The following is a 16,864-nucleotide window of genomic DNA, read 5'->3' as shown; positions in this document are numbered from 1 at the left end:
AGCGCGGGCGGCTATTCCGCCGCCTTGAGCGGGGAGGCGCTTTCGGTGCCTTCGCCTTCCTGCGTCTTCTGTTCGCCGGCCGGGTCCTCGTCCCAGATGATCTCCTGACTGCCGACCCTGCGCGCGGCGCTGGCCAGCGCGATGTCGCGTGCGGTCTGGCTGCCGGCACCCATCGACAGCGCCTTGAGCCGCCGGGCCGAACGGAACGCACCGGTTTCGATCCAGACCCTGAGCGCCAGAAGAGATGGCGTAAGCACCAGCGTCAGCAGGGTCGCAAGGCCCAGACCGAACACCACCGCGGTTGCCAGCTGCTTCCACCACAGCGCGGTGGGGCTGTCGACCGAATAGCCACCCCCGAAGAAATCCAGGCTCAGGCCGAACATCATGGGAGCAAGGCCGGCCATCGTCGTGATCGTGGTCAGCAGGACGGGGCGAATGCGCGCCTCGGCGGTGCGGGTGATCGCCTCGATCCGCGGCATGTACTGGCTGAACTCCTGATAGGTGTCGATCAGGACGATGTTGTTGTTCACCACGATCCCGGCCAGTGCCACGATCCCGGTTCCGGTCATGATGATGGAAAAGCTCTGATCCATGACCAGCATCCCGATCAGCACGCCCGTGGTCGACAGCACCACCGCGATAAGCACCAGTGCGGTGTTGTAGAACGAGTTGAACTGCGCCAGCAGGATCACGAACATGAGCCCGAGCGAACCGGCGAAGGCCTGCATCAGGAAAGCCTGGCTTTCGGCCTGTTCCTCCTGGTCGCCGGTCCATTGCCAGTCGACGCCGGTGGGCAGGGGGCGCTCTTCCTCAAGCCACCTGGTGACCAGGGCGATGCGCTCGTTCGCGTTGATGGGCTGGCCCTCGTCGTTGGTCAGCCCCGGCTTCACGTCCGCCTTGACGTCGAAGTAACGTTCCTGCCCGAACCGGTCGATGCGACCCAGCTTGGGCACGGGATGGCGGGTGATGAAGTTCGCCAGAGGAACCAGACCCTGCGACGTGCGGACCTTCATCGTGTCGAGCGTGCTCAGGAACCTGTCCTCCTCGGGCAGGCGCACCCGGATCTCGATCTCTTCGTCCGAGGTATCGACGCGCATCGTGTCCAGAAGGATGCCCCGGGTGACAAGCTGGACCATCCCGCCGACCGTCGCGACATCCGCGCCGTAGCGGCCTGCCTGTTCGACGTCGACGTCGATCTGCCAGTCGATGCCGGGCAGGGGGCGCGTATCCTCGATCGCGGTCACGCCGTCCAGGCTCGCGAACTTGGCTTCGACCGTTTCGACCGCGGTTTCCAGCGCGGTGAAATCGTCACCCGTCAGGCGCAGGTGCAGGGGCTTGCCCGACGACGGGCCCCGCGACTGGCTGAGGGACTCGATGCGGATTCCTGGTATCTGCTCAAGTCGCGCGACGAGCCTTTCAAGGACGAGATCGCCGTCAAGTTCCGCAATGTTCTTGCGCGTCTCCCAACGTTGCATTTCGACCTGGATCTGCGCCACGGTGTCCAGCGGCGCCTGCGCTCCGCCGTTGTTCTGGTTGATGCCCCCAGATCCCGCGAAGGCGAAGACCGAATGGATGCCGGGGGTCTCAAGCACGATGGCCTCGGCTTCGCGCAGGATCGCGTCCTTTTCCTCAAGCGAAAGGTTGCCGCGGGCGCGCAGGTAGATGATCGCCTGCTCGGTTTCGCTGTCCACGAAGAAATCGACGCCCTTGGCGTGTTGGCCGTAGTAGCTGAAGACCGAGATCACCAGAAACGCGACCGCCCCGATGGTCACGACCGGCATGATCGGGTTGCCGGCGATGACATGGATCACGCGCCCGAAAAGCGATCGGCGGTAGCCCGCGCGAATGGGTTTTCGCCGTGCGGGACGGCGCGCGGCCTCAAGCGTGATCGAGCCCAGGATCGAGCCCAATACGAAGACCAGCGCACCCGGAATTGCCTGCATCGGGCTTGGATCGGCAATCCGCTCACCGGTCAGGTAGCCCGGGTTGAGCGTCATCATCGCGCCGACGAAGATCGTGATCATCGCGGGGATGACCAGAAGCGCCCGAACCCCCCAGGGCAAGGGCTTCAGCAGGGCGGCGGCATGTTCGAACTTGCGCGTCATGCGGCCCGCGACGCCGCCCATCACAGGCAGGTAGATCAGCGCCACCACCAGCGAGGCCGACAAGACGAAGATCAGCGTGACTGGAAGCATCCCCATGAATTCACCCGGAATGCCGGGCCAGAACAGCATGGGAAGAAAGGCGCAAAGCGTCGTCGCGGTCGACGAGACCACCGGCCAGAACATCCGCTGCGCGGCCTCGGTATAGGCGCGCATCGGTCCCTGGCCTTCGGTTATGCGCTTGTCGGCATATTCGACGATGATGATGGCGCCGTCGACCAGCATGCCGACGGCCAGGATCAGGCCGAACATCACGATGTTGGAAATGGAAATGCCGAAGACGGCCAGCAACGCGAAGGTCAGCAGGAAAGAGGTTGGGATTGAGAAGCCCACCAGTAGCGCCGAGCGTGACCCGAGCGTCGCCAGCACGACGATCATCACCAGCGCGATCGCGGTGAGCACCGAACCTTCCAGCTGGCTGACCATCGCGCCCACGGTGACGGACTGATCCAGCGACGTGCCCAGGTTGACCGCCGCGCGCAGTTCCGGTGGCCAGCCTTCGCGCGCCTTTTCGACGGTTTCGCGCACGAGGTTCGCCGTGTCGATGACGTTGTAGCCCTTGCGCTTGACGACCTGCAGCGCCAGCGTCAGTTCCCCGTTGAAGCGTGCGGTGCCGGTGCGGTCCTCGAAGGTCAGTCGAATGTCCGCCAGCTCGCCCAGCGTCACCACACGGTCGCCATTCTTCTTGACCGGCAGGTCATAGACATCCTGCGGCGTCTCGAAGGACGAGGGGATCTTGACCGCGAAGGTGCCGGTGGCGCTGTCCACCTCACCTGCCGCGATCAGCTGGTTGTTGTTGCGCACGACCGAGATCAGTTCCCCCGCCGTGACGTTGTAGGCTTCCAGCCGCAGGGGGTCGATGACGACCTCAAGCATCTCGTCGCGCTGGCCGGCAAGCCCCGCCTCAAGCACGGGCTCCAGCGTTTCCAGCCGGTCCTGAAGATCCTTGGCCAGCCTCAGCAGCGTGCGCTCGGGCACCTTGCCCGACAGGTTCACGATGATGATCGGAAACTGGGAAAAGTTGATCTCGTTCAGCGTGTACTTGTCCGCGCCGTCGGGGAATTTGGCCTCGGCGGTGTTCATCGCATCGCGCACATCGGCGATGGTCTTGGTCTTGTCCCAGCCGAAATCGAACTCCAGCGCGACGCCGCCGTAGCCTTCGGCGGCGGTGCCGGTGATCTTCTTCAGCCCGTCGATATCGGCCAGCTCGGTCTCCATGACCTTGACCAGCAGCTTTTCGCTGTCCGCCGCAGAAATGCCGGGGAAGGGGACAGAGATGAACAGCGCGGGGATCTCGATGTCCGGCTCGCCCTCCTTGGGCAAGCCGATATAGGCGACCAGCCCCGCCAGGATCGACATGGCGATGAAGGCAAGGACCATCCTTGCCCGCGCGGCGGCCCATTCGACGATGCCGGTCATCCCGCAACCTCACGGAAGGTCGGAACGACGGCCACGCCATCGGTGACGTATTCCTGTCCGAGGACGATAACGTCGACGGCATCGGGCAGGCCCGAGACATAGACCCCCCGGGCGGTGTCACGGACGACCTCGACCGGCACGAAGGCGGCCTTCGATGCCTCGTCCACGGTGCGCAGGCCCAGCCGACCCGTGTCGTCCAGCGTCAGGGCGGAGGCAGGCACAAGGTGTGCCTCGGTTCCGTCAGCGGCGATCAGCACCTCGACCGTTTGTCCGTCGCGGATCGCAAGGTCCGCGTTCGGCACCTCGATCTCGACGCGGAATGTCCGCGTGTCGGGATCGGCCGAGCGCGACAGGAACGTGACCTGCCCCCGAACCTCGTGACCAGACACGAGGCGCGCGCCCGCCAGCGCGCCCACGCTTACCTCGTCGACCTCGGTTTCCGGCACGAATCCGACCAGCTTGATCGGATCAAGCGCGATGATCGTCGCGCAGAGCCCGCCCGTCGACAGCAGCGAACCGGTTTCCGCGGCATCCGTCTCCAGAACGCCTGCGAAGGGCGCCTTCATCTTGGTGCGCTCGATCTCCTTGCGCGCGGCTTCAACCCCGGCCTGTGCGGCCTGAAGCCCCGCCGCGGCCCCTGCCGCCGCCGTTTCCGAGGCGTAGCCGCCGGCCTGCAGCTTGGCGGCCGCGTTCGCGCTGATCTCGGCCTCTGCCAGCCGCGCCTCGGCCTCGGACAGCGCGGCGGGGCGCGTGCCCGCGTCGATTTCGCAAAGCGGTTCGCCCCCCTCGACCAGGGCCCCGCGGCGCAAGGGGGTGGAAACCACCGTTCCGGAAGTTTCTGCCCTGACCTCGACCTGGCGCGAGGCTTCTGTCTGGCCGCGCAACAGCACGCCGGTATCGATCGGCTCTGCCTTGGAATGAATCGCGACGACGGATACCGCCCCCGCAGCGGTTTCGGCCTCGGGCATCTCGGCCACCTCGGGCGCGTCGGTTTCGACCACCTCTCGCCCGGCAATGCCGAACAGTTGGTCTCTCTCGAAGATCAGGAAATAAAGGGTGACACTGACCAGCACGGCCGTGATGACCGGAAAAATGCGCATTTCGACCTCTGGCGGCAGGGACGCCGCATTTTCGGCTTAACATAAGCCTGTCGGGCCAATTGGCAAAGCCGTCAGGACATATCTGAACCAATCGGTTCAAATTACGCCGGGCCGATTGGCGATGCAAGAGCCCCGCCCTTGGGGAACACTTGGCAAGCCCAAGCGCTTGCGTGTAAGACGGTCGGCGAACGACGCCCGTGGAAGGGCGCGAAACGGCGGAGACGGGCGTGAGCGAAACCGACAGCTTCATCGAGGAAGTCGCCGAAGAGGTGCGTCGCGACCGGCTTTTCGCGCTGCTTCGCAAATATGGCTGGATCGGGATCCTGGCCGTCGTGCTGATCGTAGGCGGCGCGGCCTGGAACGAGTGGCAGAAGGCGCAGGCCAAGGCCGAGGCAGAAGCCTTCGGCGATGCGATTCTGGCGGCGCTGGACCAGGACGATCCTGCCGCGCGGGCCGAAACGCTGGCAACCATCCCCGCCGACCAGCCGGGGCAGGGCGCGCTTCTGGCCTTCCTTGCCGCGGAAGAGGCGCAGACCCAGGGCAACCTGGCTGCGGCGGAAGCCGCGCTGGAAGGCGTTGCCGGGGATGCGAGCGCGCCGGAATCCTATCGTCAGCTCGCGCAGTTGAAGCTGCTGATCCTGAAGGGCCCGTCGATGGCCGCTGACGAACGCGACCAGAAGCTGGCGGCGCTGGCGATGCCGGGCGCGCCCTACCGTCCGCTCGCGATGGAACAGCAAGGGCTCGCGCTTGTCGCCGAAGGCAAGACCGAAGACGCGCTGGCGCTGTTTCAGCAACTTGCGCAAGAGGCCGGCGTGACCGCTGGGCTTCGGCAGCGCGTTCTTCAGATGATCGTGGTGCTTGGGGGCGAGCCCGCGGGACAGTGACCAAGCCGCAAGGCGCGGAAGGGAAACAGGAAAGGGCAGGAACCGTGAAGATTACCCATGGGTTTTGCACAGTGGCGGTTCTGGCGCTTCTGGTGGGCTGCTCGGACGGAGAGCTGATTCTGCCGGGCGATCGGGTGATGCCGCGCGACGCAAGCCTGCCCGAGGGCGAGGCGACCCTGCGCATGTCGGCGGCCTCGAACGCTTCTGGGCCCGCGGCGGTTTCGCCCGTGGCGGTTCCGATCTCGCTTCCGGCAGCGGTTGCGAACGCCGATTGGCCGCAGCGCGGAGGTGGCGGCACCCACAAGGCGCCCCACGCCGCATTTTCTGCGGCGCCCTCGCTGGTCTGGAGCGCGTCGATCGGCGCGGGCGATAGCCGCAAGAACCGTATTACAGCGTCGCCCGTCGTTGCCGGCGGACGTGTCTTCACGCTTGACGCCGAGGCCACTGTCGCGGCGACGGGCACCAATGGCGCACCGCTCTGGCAAACGGACCTGACACCAGCGACGGACAGCGGTGGCGACGCCTCTGGTGGGGGGCTTGCCGCGGACGGGGGCCGCGTCTACGCGACCACCGGATTCGGAGAAGTCATAGCGATGGACGCCCAAACCGGCGCTGTGATCTGGCGCCAGCGGCTGGACGGCATCGCGTCCGGTGGCCCGTCGGTTTCCGACGGTCTGGTCTATGTCGCGACGCGCGACGGGTCCGCGACGGCGATTTCAGCCACCAACGGCCGGATCGCCTGGCAGATTCCCGCCGTGGCAAGTCAGTCGGGCGTGGTCGGCGTGTCGTCGCCGGCGTTCGACGGGCGTCTGGTCATATTCCCGTTCGCAAGCGGCCAGCTGATCGCGGTCGAGAAATCCTCGGGCACCGGGCTTTGGGCGGGGCAGGTTGCGGGCCGCAGGCTGGGCCGGGCCTATGCCTCGATCACCGACCTTACCGGCGATCCGATCATCGACGGATCCAGCGTCTACGCGGGCTCCGCGTCGGGCAGGCTCGCGTCCTTCAGCGCGGAAACCGGCCAGCAGGGTTGGACCGCTGATGATGGCGCCGCCGGTCTTTTCACCGTTGCGGGCGGAGCGATCTTCCTTGTCAACGACGAGGCGCAACTGGTGCGGCTTGATGCCGCCACGGGTGAATCCGTCTGGCGCGTGGACATGCCCTACTTCACCAAGGCGAAGGACAAGCGGCGCAAGTCCATTTACGCCCATTACGGTCCGGTTCTGGCCGGCGGGCGGCTGTGGGTCGCGTCCAGCGATGAAAGCCTGAAGGCGTTCGATCCCGCATCCGGCGCCATCGTGCAGCAGGTCCCGCTGCCTGCGGGCGCGGCCTCGGCCCCGGTTGTGGCGGGCGGAACGCTGTACGTCGTCTCGAAGAACGGCAAGCTTCTGGCTTTCCGATAGGGCAAAACCCGTGTAAGGGGGCGGCTTGCCCCCTTTCGCAGGACCAAGCACATGAGTTTCACCCTTGCCATCGTCGGCCGCCCCAATGTCGGCAAGTCGACGCTGTTCAATCGTCTGGTCGGCAAGCGGCTGGCGCTGGTCGATGATCAGCCAGGCGTGACGCGCGACCTGCGCGAGGGCGATGCGCGCCTGGGCCCCCTGCGGTTCATTGCCATCGACACGGCGGGTCTCGAGGACGCGAAGGACGACAGCCTCCAGGGCCGCATGCGGCGGCTGACCGAGCGCGCGGTCGAAATGGCCGATGTCTGCCTGTTCGTCGTCGATGCCCGCGCGGGCATCACGCCGACCGACCAGATCTTCGCCGAGATCCTGCGCCGCAAAAACGCCCATGTCATCCTTGCCGCCAACAAGGCCGAGGGCCGCGCGGGTGAGTCCGGTGCGCTTGAGGCCTACGCCCTGGGGCTGGGCGAGCCGCTTCGCATTTCGGCCGAACATGGCGAGGGGTTGGATGACCTTTACCGCGTGCTTGAGCCGCTGGCCGATCACTTCGCCGCACGCAACAAGCTGCAGGTGCCGGAGACCGACGTCGACGTCAGCGATGACGAGGGCGAGGACGAGGGGCCGCGCAAGCCCACCAAGGAAAAACCGCTTCAGATCGCCGTGATCGGGCGGCCGAACGCGGGCAAGTCGACGCTGATCAACAAGATCATCGGCGAGGACCGCCTGCTAACGGGGCCGGAGGCGGGGATCACCCGCGACGCGATCTCGGTCAGTGCGGAATTCATGGGCACGCCGATGCGGATCTTTGACACCGCCGGCATGAGAAAGCGCGCGAAAGTCACTGACAAGCTTGAAAAACTGTCGGTCGCCGACGGACTTCGCGCGGTCCGGTTCGCCGAGGTTGTCGTGGTTCTTCTGGACGTCGACATTCCCTTTGAACAGCAGGACCTGCGGATCGCCGATTTTGCCGAAACCGAGGGTCGTGCCGTGGTGGTCGCCGCGAACAAGTGGGACCTTGAGGAGGACAAGGCGGAAAAGCTCAAGGAACTGCGCGAGGCGTTCGAGCGGCTTCTGCCGCAGCTGAAGGGCGCGCCGCTTGTCACGGTGTCCGCCAAGACCGGCAAGGGGCTGGACCGGCTGCACAATGCGATCCTGAAGGCCTATGACGTCTGGAATCGCCGCGTCACGACCGCCAAGCTGAACCATTGGCTGGGCGCGATGACCGAGGCGCACCCGCCACCCGCGCCGGGCGGACGCCGCATCCGCCTGCGCTACATGACCCAGGTCAAGACCCGACCGCCGGCATTCGTCGTCATGTGCACCCATGCCGACCAGATCCCGGAAAGCTACGGACGCTACCTGATCAACGGGCTGCGTGACAGCTTCGACATGCCGGGCACGCCGATCCGGCTGATCTTCCGCGACCAGGGGGCCAAGAACCCCTACAAGGACAAGAAGAAGTCCATCCCGTCGCGGCTCAGGAAGCACGTCGAAAAGGGCGCAACGGGCCGCAAGGCCTGATGCGGAATTGCTGAACTATACCGAGAAGGCCGCGAGGGTTCCCCCCCGCGGCCTTTCTCGTCAGGCAAGTTTGCCTTCCGCGGTCAGGCGGGTCTTGCCGCCCAGATAGGGCACGAGAGCGTCGGGCATCGTGACCGACCCGTCCGCCTGCTGGCCATTTTCCAGCACCGCGATCAGGCAGCGGCCGACGGCCAGGCCCGACCCGTTCAGCGTGTGGACGAAGTCCGGCTTGCCGCCGCCCGCGGGGCGGTAGCGCGCGTTCATCCGCCGCGCCTGGAAGTCGCCGCAGACCGAGACCGAAGAAATTTCGCGATACTTGTTCTGCCCCGGCAGCCAGGCCTCGATGTCGTGCGTCTTGCGCGCGCCAAAGCCCATGTCGCCCGTGCACAGGACGACCGTGCGGTAGGGCAGGCCCAGACGCTCCAGCACGGCCTGCGCGCAAGACGTCATGCGGTCGTGTTCCGCCAGAGAACTTTCGGGCGTCGTGATCGACACCATTTCGACCTTTTCGAACTGGTGCTGACGCAGCATGCCCGAGGTGTCCTTGCCCGCGCTGCCGGCTTCGGAACGGAAGCACTGGGTATGCGCGGTCATGCGGATCGGCAGCGCGGCCTCATCGACGATGTCGCCGGCGACGGTGTTGGTCAGCGTGACCTCGGACGTCGGGATCAGCCACCAACCGTTCGTCGTCTGGTAGCTGTCCTCGGCGAATTTCGGCAGCTGGTTCGTGCCGTACATCGCGTCGTCCTTGACCAGAACGGGGGTCATCGTCTCGGTCAGGCCGTGTTCGGTCGTGTGCAGGTCCAGCATGAACTGTGCCAGCGCGCGGTGGATGCGTGCAATCCCGCCGCGCAGCAGGACGAAGCGTGCTCCCGAGAGCTTCGCGGCAGTCTCGAAATCCATCCCCGGCTTCACGCCCGCGATATCGTAATGCTCGACTGGCTTGAAGTCGAAGCTACGGGGCGTGCCCCAGCGGCGGATTTCCACGTTGTCGTTTTCGTCCGCCCCCATCGGCACGTCATCATGTGGCAGGTTGGGAATGCCCATGAGGATGTCGCGCAGCCGCGCGTCCTCTTCCACGGCCTCGGCGTTCAGCTTGGCAATTTCTGCCTTCTTTTCAGCGACCAGCGCGCGGAGCCGCTCAAACTCGGCCTCGTCGCCTTTCGCCTTGGCTGCGCCCACCTCTTTCGAGGCGGCGTTCTGCGCAGCCTGCGCCGTCTCGGCAGCCAGGATCCTGGCCCGGCGCGCCTCGTCGATGGCGAGGATCTCGGACGACATCCCCGAAAGCCCCCGGCGCGCAAGCGCGGCGTCGAAAGCGGCGGGATTATCGCGGATGGCGCGGATGTCGTGCATGATGGGCCTCTGGACTGGATATCGGCTGCCTATGCCATATCAGCGGCCATTGTGGAAGGGAACGCAGCCTATGCCGCGCATTCGCTGAGCAGGACGCGGTGGCCCAGCGAACATTCTGCGAGGCGCGCGTTCGGGCATAGGCGTTCCGGCGCGTTCCCGCTTGCGCACCCCTGCGCGGCAAAATATCTGGAAGGTGGGGTTAACGATTGTTTTTGAAGAAGGAAACCAATGATGCCATCTATTCGTGGGGTTGTCATCGCGGCTGCGTTGTTCTGTGTGTCGGGTGCGGCTGCCCAGGCAGAGGTGCTGGAGTGTCAGTTCGCGGACTATCGTGGTGACGGAAAAAGGGCTCTGGCCGAGTCCGTCGTGCCGCGGACGTCGACCCTGATCCTGGACGGCCTTGTTGCGCAGCTCAAGGAAACGGGTGTTTCAGGTGGGCTGACCTTTGATGGCAACGTCTTCAGGATTGAAATGCAGGATCGCATGCCCGCGCCGGTGTCGGGCGATGCCAAGATCATCTGGGAGATCAAACGATCCAACGGTGAGGCTCGGGTGAGAACGCGCGCCGTCCGTCAGAACCCGTGGGATGATTTCCCCGAAAGGAATGGTATCTTCATCATCAAAGGACGCTGCAGCGCCAGGTAGGGGCGGTCGGACGTCCGGGCGGCGTCGGCGCCGCCCGTGTTGGCGTGCATTTGCAGGCACCTCGTGGCCGTGTTGTGATAGACTGGCAGTGGGTGCGGCGCAGGTGGCGCCAGCGGCCCATTGCGGTGGGAGGAAAGGTCATGACAGCGATGAACGTCGTCAGGATGCGTGTGAAGCCTGGGCGGGAATCCGACTTCGTCGAACTGCACAAGAGCCGTGACATCAGGCAATGGTCTGGGATGCGCTCGCTCCGTGTCGTCAAGACCGGCGAGCGTGAATATGTCATCGTGGGCGAATGGGACGATATGGACGCCCTTGCCGCCGCTCGTCCGCAGATGGTCGAGATACTGGATTCGTTCCGCGGCGACCTGGAGAATCTGGGCGACGGATTGGGTGAAACCGACCCGCGTTCGGGCGAGGTCGTGGTCGATCGGACCGTCTGAAGCCGACGCCGGACCGGTGCCATGTGCGGTGGCCGGCATGCTCTGAGGCGTCCGAGCCATGCCAGGGCACCGGTGCGCCTTGCAAAGCCCCGATGGCGACTATAGGTTCCTGCGCGACCAAACGGGCGGGTGCGCCCGATCTGACGAGAGGACGCCTCATGCTCATTTCCCCCGCCTATGCCCAGGCTGCCGGCGAAAACGCCGGTGCAGGTGCGCTGCTGTCGCAACTTCCCTTCCTGCTTCTCTTGTTCGGGATCATGTATTTCTTCCTGATCCGTCCGCAGCAGAAGAAGATGAAAGAGCATCGCGCCATGGTCGAGGCGCTGCGTCGGGGCGACCAAGTGATCACGCAGGGCGGAATCATCGGCAAGATCTCTAAAGTCAAAGACGGCGACGGCGAGATCGAGGTCGAAATCGCGGACGGCGTGAAGGTCCGCGTCGTGCGCGCCACCATCGCCCAGGTCGTGTCCAAGACCGAACCGGCTGCAAACACGAACTGATCGCAAATGCTTCAGATCCCCCTTTGGAAGCGCATCGTCATCCTTGGGCTGTGCGCCCTGGGCGTGATCGGCGCTGCGCCGAACCTGTTCTACGACCGGGTCGAGCGGCACAATGACGCTGTCGCCGCAATCGAGCGAACGGGTGTCGAGACCGAGGAGCAGACCGCCGCGATGGCCCGATGGCCGTCCTGGTTGCCTTCGAACATCGTCAACCTGGGCCTGGACCTGAGGGGGGGGGCGCATCTTCTGGCGGAGGTGCAGGTCGCCGAAGTCTACAAACAGCGCATGGACGCGATGTGGCCCGAGGTCCGCCGCGCCCTGGTGAGCGAGGCCAAGGTCGCCGTGCGCCGCATAAAGGGCGCCCAGGACGAGCTGCGCGTCGAAATCGACAATCCCGATGCGATGGAAAGCGCGGTCGAGGTCGTGCGCGGCTTTGCCAGCCCCGTCGTGACCCTGACCGGAGTGGGGCAGAACGACCTCGACATCCGCACCGAGGGCAACCAGATCGTCATCACCCTGTCCGAGGCCGAACGCGTCGCTACCGACGACCGGACCATGCAGCAGTCGCTGGAAATCGTGCGCCGCCGCATCGACGCGGCAGGCACGCGCGAACCAACGATCCAGCGGCAGGGCCAGGACCGCATCCTTATCGAGGTGCCGGGCATCGGTTCGGCGGCGGAACTGAAGGAGCTGATCGGCACCACGGCGCAGCTGACCTTCAACCAGGTGATCCGCCGCACCGCGAACCAGGACGAACCCGCGGGCATCGGCAACGTGAACTATCCCTCTGCCGAGGAAGAGGGCGTGTACTACATCCTCGACGAGTTGCCCGTTGTCACCGGCGAGGAACTGGTGGATGCACGCCCGGACTTCGATCAGAACGGACGCCCTGCCGTGGCCTTCCGCTTCAACACCTCGGGCGCGCGCAAGTTCGGCGACTACACGGCCGCACATGTCGGCGAACTGTTCGCCATCGTGCTGGATGGCAAGGTGATTTCGGCCCCCCAGATTCGGACGCATATCGGCGGCGGATCGGGCATCATCACCGGCACGTTCACGCCCGAGGAAACCAACAATCTTGCCGTGCTTCTGCGCGCGGGTGCGCTGCCGGCCAAGATGGAATTCCTTGAGGAGCGCACCGTCGGGCCAGAGCTTGGGCAAGACAGCATCGACGCCGGCCGCGTGGCAGCGATCATCGGCACGGCCGCGGTCGTCTTCTTCATGATCGCGTCCTACGGGCTGTTCGGCGTCTTCGCCACGGTCGCTCTGGGGCTGAACATCTCGATGCTGTTCGCCATCCTGTCGACGATGGGGGCGACGCTGACCCTGCCGGGGATCGCGGGTGTGGTTCTGACGGTCGGCATGGCGGTGGATGCCAACGTGCTGGTCTTCGAACGCATCAAGGAAGAGCTCAAGACCGCAAGAGGACCCGCAAGGGCGATCGAGCTTGGTTATGAAAAGGCCATGTCCGCGATCATAGACGCGAACCTCACCACGGTCATCGCGGCGCTGATCCTGTTCTTCCTTGGCTCGGGCCCGGTCAAGGGCTTTGCCGTGACGCTGATGATCGGCCTGATCACTTCGGTGTTCACCGCGATTTTCGTCACGCGGCTTTTCGTCGTCACCTGGTTCGCGCGCAAGCGCCCCAAAACGCTTGTAGTCTGAGGATCCGGCCATGGCATTTCGTCTTCGACTGGTCCCCGAAAAGACCAACATCGACTTCTTCCGCTGGGCGCCGCTCACCTTTGGAGGGTCGGTCGCGCTGGTGATCGCCTCGATCGTCCTGGCCGCATTCCTGGGGCTGAACTTCGGCATCGACTTCCGTGGCGGAACCACGATCCGCACCGATTCCACCAACGCGGTGGATGTCGGCGCGTATCGCAACGCCATTACCCCGCTCAACCTTGGGGACGTGACGATCACCGAGGTGTTCGATCCGACCTTCCGTGACGATCAGCATGTCGCCCAGATCCGCATCCAGGCGCAGGAGGGGGATGAGGCCATCACCCCCGAAACCATCGCCGCGGTCGAAGCGGCGCTGCAGGCGCATGACCCGTCCATTACGTTCCCCTCTGTCGAATCGGTGGGGCCCAAGGTTTCGGGCGAACTGATCAAGACCGCGATCTACTCGATCCTGACGGCGACCGTTGCCATATGCGCCTACATCTGGCTGCGGTTCGAATGGCAGTTCTCGCTTGGCGCGGTGGTGGCGTTGATCCACGACATCGCGCTGACGGTGGGGATATTCTCGCTGTTCCAGATCAAGTTCGACCTGACCATCATCGCGGCACTGCTGACGATCCTTGGCTACTCGATCAACGACACCGTGGTGGTCTTTGACCGCCTTCGTGAAAACCTGATCAAGTACAAGACGATGCCGCTTCGTGACGTGATGAACCTTTCGGTGAACGAAACGCTGAGCCGGACGGTGCTGACCTCTGGCACGACGCTGATCGCGCTGATCGCGCTTCTGGTTTTCGGCGGCGACGTGATCCGGGGCTTCGTCTTCGCGATGACCTGGGGCGTAATCGTGGGCACCTATTCGTCGGTCTATGTCGCCAAGAACGTCGTGCTGATGCTGGGCGTCAAGCGCGACTGGGGCAAGAAATCCGAAGGCGGGCCCGGCGGAACCAAGTTCGCGGACGTCGACGCCTGATCCCGGCATGATCACCGCGTTCTACGAGGCGCTGCAGTCCGAAGGGCTGTGGCGCCTTTTGATTGCGGCCGCGGTCGGCGGACTGGTGCGCGGCTTCGCCGGATTTGGCGGTGCGCTGATCTACATGCCAGCTGCGGCGACGGTCCTTCCGCCGGTCTGGGCCCTGATCACCCTGACGCTGATGGACATCGCGGGTCCGCTTCCGAACCTCCGCGGCGCCTGGCAGGCGGCGCGGCGACGCGAGGTCGCGGTCCTGCTGTCCGGCGCGGTCGTGGCGCTGCCGATCGGCGTCTGGCTTCTGTCGCGCCTGCCCCAGGACCCGTTCCGTTGGGGCCTTTCCGTGCTTGTGGTTCTGGTCCTGGCGGTGATGGCGTCCGGCTGGCGCTATCGCCGCGCGATCGGCGAGCGTCTGGTTGCCGGCATCGGCGTTCTGGGGGGATTCATGGGCGGGCTGACCGGAATGGCGGGGCCGCCCGTCATCGTCTTCTACATGGCCGCGGGGCATTCGCCCCTGGTCATGCGCGCCAACCTGATCCTTTTCTTCATGGTGATCGATTGCCTGGTGCTGGGAATCCTGGGCGTCAGCGGCCTGTTGGAAAGCGTGCCGGTCTTCGTCGCGGTTCTGTCGGCGCCGGTCTACATGCTGGGAAACCTGCTGGGCGGGAGACTGTTTGACCCGGCCCACGCCCGGTTCTATCGGACGGTCGCCTATGGCGTCATCGCGGCCTCTGCGGTCCTTGGCCTGCCGCTTTGGGATTAGCCTGTCATGCCGGCGGCGCGGGCACTTCGGGCGCGGCGGACGTCCTCGGCCAGCGCGGAGGTATAGGCGGCAAGCTCTGCCAGGACGGTGTCCGCGGCGGTCGCATCACCCGCGTCGATCGCATCGGCGATGGCGGTATGCAGCGCGACGATCCTTTCCCTGGATCGTGCCGTGAACGTGATCATGTTCATCAGGGGCTGCATCGCTTCGACGGCGCCCGCAAGCTGGTAGGACAAGACCGGGTTCCCCGCCGCGTCGACCAGCGCGCGGTGAAAGGCGACGTCCGATGCGCAGAAGCTTTCGTCGGTCAGATCCGGCAGTGCCTGGCGCCGGATTTCCGCCCGCATCGCCACGACGTGATCCGCCTTGCGGCGGGCCGCCGCAAAGGGCACGCAGGCGCGCTCAAGCGCGTATCGCGCTTCGCAGGCGGTTTCGAAGTCCACGGCATTCATCGACAAGAGCAGGGTAGAGGTCGTGATCAATTGGCTCGCGGCATCGTCGTAGGACAGGCGGTTGACAAAGGCCCCGCCCGTCGCGCCACGCTGCGTTCGGATCAGGCTTTGCGCGGCCAGCCGCTTCAGCGCCTCGCGCACCGTCGGGCGTGACACGCCGAACTGTTCGGCCAGTTCCTGTTCGGATGGGAGGCGCTGATCCGAGATCAGCCGCCCCTCGACAATCGCGTCGCGGATTGCCGCAGCGATGCGGACCGGCAGTTCGCCTTCCTCGCCGAGTGTCAGTTTTTCCATGGCACCCCAATTGTCAGACATTAAATGTTTGACATTTGACCTGTTCAGCGAGAACTTAGGCGCGACGGTGGCCCTCGTCCACAAGTTTCATGGGTTGGGGCCGTCGCATCGGAAAGAATACCGTCCACCGCGGGCCTCCGCAGTTGCCAAGGGATCAGGAATGGCCACCGTTTTTCCGTCGCGCCGGGTCAGGCGCACTCCGTTCTCCGCAGGTGTCGAAGCCGCCGGGATGAGCGTCTGCACAATTTACAACCGGATGATCCTTCCCTCGGTTTTCGCAAGTCAGGAGGAGGATTACCGCCACCTCAAGACCCATGTGCAGGTCTGGGATGTCGCATGTGAGCGTCAGGTCGCAGTACAGGGGCCGGACGCACGCAGGCTGCTGGACCTGATCAGCCCGCGCGACCTCGACCGGATGGCGGCCGATCAGTGCTACTACATGCCCGCGATCGACCGCGAAGGCGGGATGCTGAACGACCCCGTTCTGGTGAAGCTGGCCGAGGATCATTTCTGGATCTCGCTCGCGGACAGCGACTATCTGCAATACGTCCTTGGCGTTTCCGACGGGCTGGGGATGGATGTTCATGTCTGGGAACCCGACGTCAGCCCGCTTGCCGTGCAGGGGCCGAAGTCGGACGAGTTGATGGCCCGCGTCTTCGGGGAGGAAGCCCGGTCTATCCGCTTCTTCCGCTACAAGCGCCTGGCGTTCGAGGGGCAAAGCTTCGTCGTCGCGCGCTCTGGCTATTCCAAGCAGGGCGGCTTCGAGATCTATGTCGAAGGCAGCGAACACGGGATGCCGCTCTGGAACGCGCTGATGAAAGCCGGCGAGGATCTGAACGTGCGCGCGGGCTGCCCCTCGACGATGGAGCGGGTCGAAGGCGGACTGCTGAGCTACGGCAACGACATGCGGCGGGAAAACACGCCGTTCGAGTGCGGCCTGGGCAAGTACGTCAACTCGCCGCGCGACTACATCGGCAAGGCGGGGCTGATGGCGCGGTCCGAACCTGAACGCCAGATCCGCCCGGTCGAGATATTCGGGGAAATCCCGCCCATCACCGCGCCCTGGCCGCTTCTGGCCGACGGCCGCAGGGTGGGGCAGGTCACAACCGCCGCGTGGTCGCCCGACTTCAAGACCAACGTTTCGATCGGCATGGTGGAACGGTCGCACTGGGATGCTGGCCAGAAGCTTGAAATCGAGACGCCACAAGGCATGCGCCGTGCCGAGGTCAAGGCCGGTTTCTGGATCTGAGCACCCCGTCTGGGGTATGTAGGACA

The 16,864-nt window shown here is 65.1% G+C and carries 14 protein-coding genes; 10 read left to right on the top strand and 4 right to left on the bottom strand.

Features of this window, described 5'->3' with window-relative positions:
* Positions 1 to 11 precede the first annotated feature (11 nt).
* Together OEW28_RS10005 and OEW28_RS10000 are read right to left on the bottom strand one after the other, a co-directional pair.
* Positions 12 to 3,581, bottom strand: a complete 3,570-nt coding sequence (locus OEW28_RS10005; protein WP_263734621.1) for an efflux RND transporter permease subunit — start codon at positions 3,579 to 3,581, stop codon at positions 12 to 14.
* A complete protein-coding gene (locus OEW28_RS10000) occupies positions 3,578 to 4,681 on the bottom strand; it encodes an efflux RND transporter periplasmic adaptor subunit (RefSeq protein WP_263734620.1) in 1,104 nt (367 codons plus the stop codon). The genes OEW28_RS10005 and OEW28_RS10000 overlap by 4 nt, the downstream gene beginning before the upstream one ends.
* A 227-nt stretch (positions 4,682 to 4,908) precedes the next feature.
* Between OEW28_RS10000 and OEW28_RS09995 the strand changes: the two genes are divergently transcribed.
* Genes OEW28_RS09995 through der form a run of 3 tightly spaced genes read left to right on the top strand, consistent with a single transcriptional unit; the run spans position 4,909 to position 8,486 of the window.
* Entirely contained in the window at positions 4,909 to 5,565 is a 657-nt protein-coding gene (locus OEW28_RS09995) for a tetratricopeptide repeat protein (RefSeq protein WP_263734619.1), read from the top strand.
* Positions 5,566 to 5,609: 44 nt separating this feature from the next.
* Positions 5,610 to 6,965, top strand: a complete 1,356-nt coding sequence (locus OEW28_RS09990) for an outer membrane protein assembly factor BamB family protein (protein ID WP_263734618.1) — start codon at positions 5,610 to 5,612, stop codon at positions 6,963 to 6,965.
* 51 nt (positions 6,966 to 7,016) lie between these two features.
* Complete coding sequence (gene der / locus OEW28_RS09985) at positions 7,017 to 8,486, top strand: ribosome biogenesis GTPase Der (RefSeq protein ID WP_263734617.1); 1,470 nt, start codon at positions 7,017 to 7,019, stop codon at positions 8,484 to 8,486.
* Positions 8,487 to 8,546: 60 nt separating this feature from the next.
* Here the strand turns inward: der and serS are convergent, their stop codons facing one another.
* Positions 8,547 to 9,839 carry a serine--tRNA ligase gene (gene serS, locus OEW28_RS09980; RefSeq protein ID WP_263734616.1) on the bottom strand — a complete coding sequence of 431 codons (1,293 nt, stop codon included), beginning with the start codon at positions 9,837 to 9,839 and terminating at the stop codon, positions 8,547 to 8,549.
* A 231-nt stretch (positions 9,840 to 10,070) separates the two neighbouring features.
* Here serS and OEW28_RS09975 point away from each other — a divergent pair, with 231 nt between their 5' ends.
* From OEW28_RS09975 to OEW28_RS09950, 6 genes are all read left to right on the top strand, one after another.
* The gene (locus OEW28_RS09975) at positions 10,071 to 10,484 is read left to right on the top strand and encodes a hypothetical protein (protein ID WP_263734615.1); all 414 of its coding nucleotides are present in this window, start codon (positions 10,071 to 10,073) and stop codon (positions 10,482 to 10,484) included.
* A 140-nt stretch (positions 10,485 to 10,624) separates the two neighbouring features.
* The gene (locus OEW28_RS09970; RefSeq protein ID WP_263734614.1) at positions 10,625 to 10,927 is read left to right on the top strand and encodes an antibiotic biosynthesis monooxygenase; all 303 of its coding nucleotides are present in this window, start codon (positions 10,625 to 10,627) and stop codon (positions 10,925 to 10,927) included.
* A gap of 158 nt (positions 10,928 to 11,085) precedes the next feature.
* Positions 11,086 to 11,427, top strand: a complete 342-nt coding sequence (gene yajC / locus OEW28_RS09965) for a preprotein translocase subunit YajC (RefSeq protein ID WP_263734613.1) — start codon at positions 11,086 to 11,088, stop codon at positions 11,425 to 11,427.
* 6 nt (positions 11,428 to 11,433) lie between these two features.
* Positions 11,434 to 13,092, top strand: a complete 1,659-nt coding sequence (gene secD, locus OEW28_RS09960) for a protein translocase subunit SecD (protein WP_263734612.1) — start codon at positions 11,434 to 11,436, stop codon at positions 13,090 to 13,092.
* A gap of 10 nt (positions 13,093 to 13,102) precedes the next feature.
* Complete coding sequence (gene secF, locus OEW28_RS09955; RefSeq protein ID WP_263734611.1) at positions 13,103 to 14,083, top strand: protein translocase subunit SecF; 981 nt, start codon at positions 13,103 to 13,105, stop codon at positions 14,081 to 14,083.
* A 7-nt stretch (positions 14,084 to 14,090) separates the two neighbouring features.
* Positions 14,091 to 14,843: a sulfite exporter TauE/SafE family protein gene (locus tag OEW28_RS09950; protein ID WP_263734610.1), complete on the top strand. Its 753-nt coding sequence runs from the start codon at positions 14,091 to 14,093 to the stop codon at positions 14,841 to 14,843.
* Here OEW28_RS09950 and OEW28_RS09945 read toward each other — a convergent pair.
* On the bottom strand, positions 14,840 to 15,589 hold the full coding sequence (locus OEW28_RS09945) for a FadR/GntR family transcriptional regulator (RefSeq protein ID WP_263734609.1): 750 nt from the start codon (positions 15,587 to 15,589) through the stop codon (positions 14,840 to 14,842). The genes OEW28_RS09950 and OEW28_RS09945 overlap by 4 nt on opposite strands.
* 160 nt (positions 15,590 to 15,749) lie before the next feature.
* On the opposite strand from OEW28_RS09945, the gene OEW28_RS09940 reads away from it, so the two are divergent.
* Positions 15,750 to 16,838, top strand: coding sequence for a dimethylsulfoniopropionate demethylase (locus OEW28_RS09940; RefSeq protein WP_263734608.1), 1,089 nt, complete (start codon positions 15,750 to 15,752; stop codon positions 16,836 to 16,838).
* Positions 16,839 to 16,864 lie beyond the last annotated feature (26 nt).

Source organism: Albidovulum marisflavi, assembly GCF_025751435.1.
GTDB classification, from domain to species: Bacteria; Pseudomonadota; Alphaproteobacteria; order Rhodobacterales; family Rhodobacteraceae; genus Albidovulum; species Albidovulum marisflavi.
Note: the sequence above shows the minus strand (reverse complement) of the source record. Positions and strands in the feature narration are given on the sequence as shown.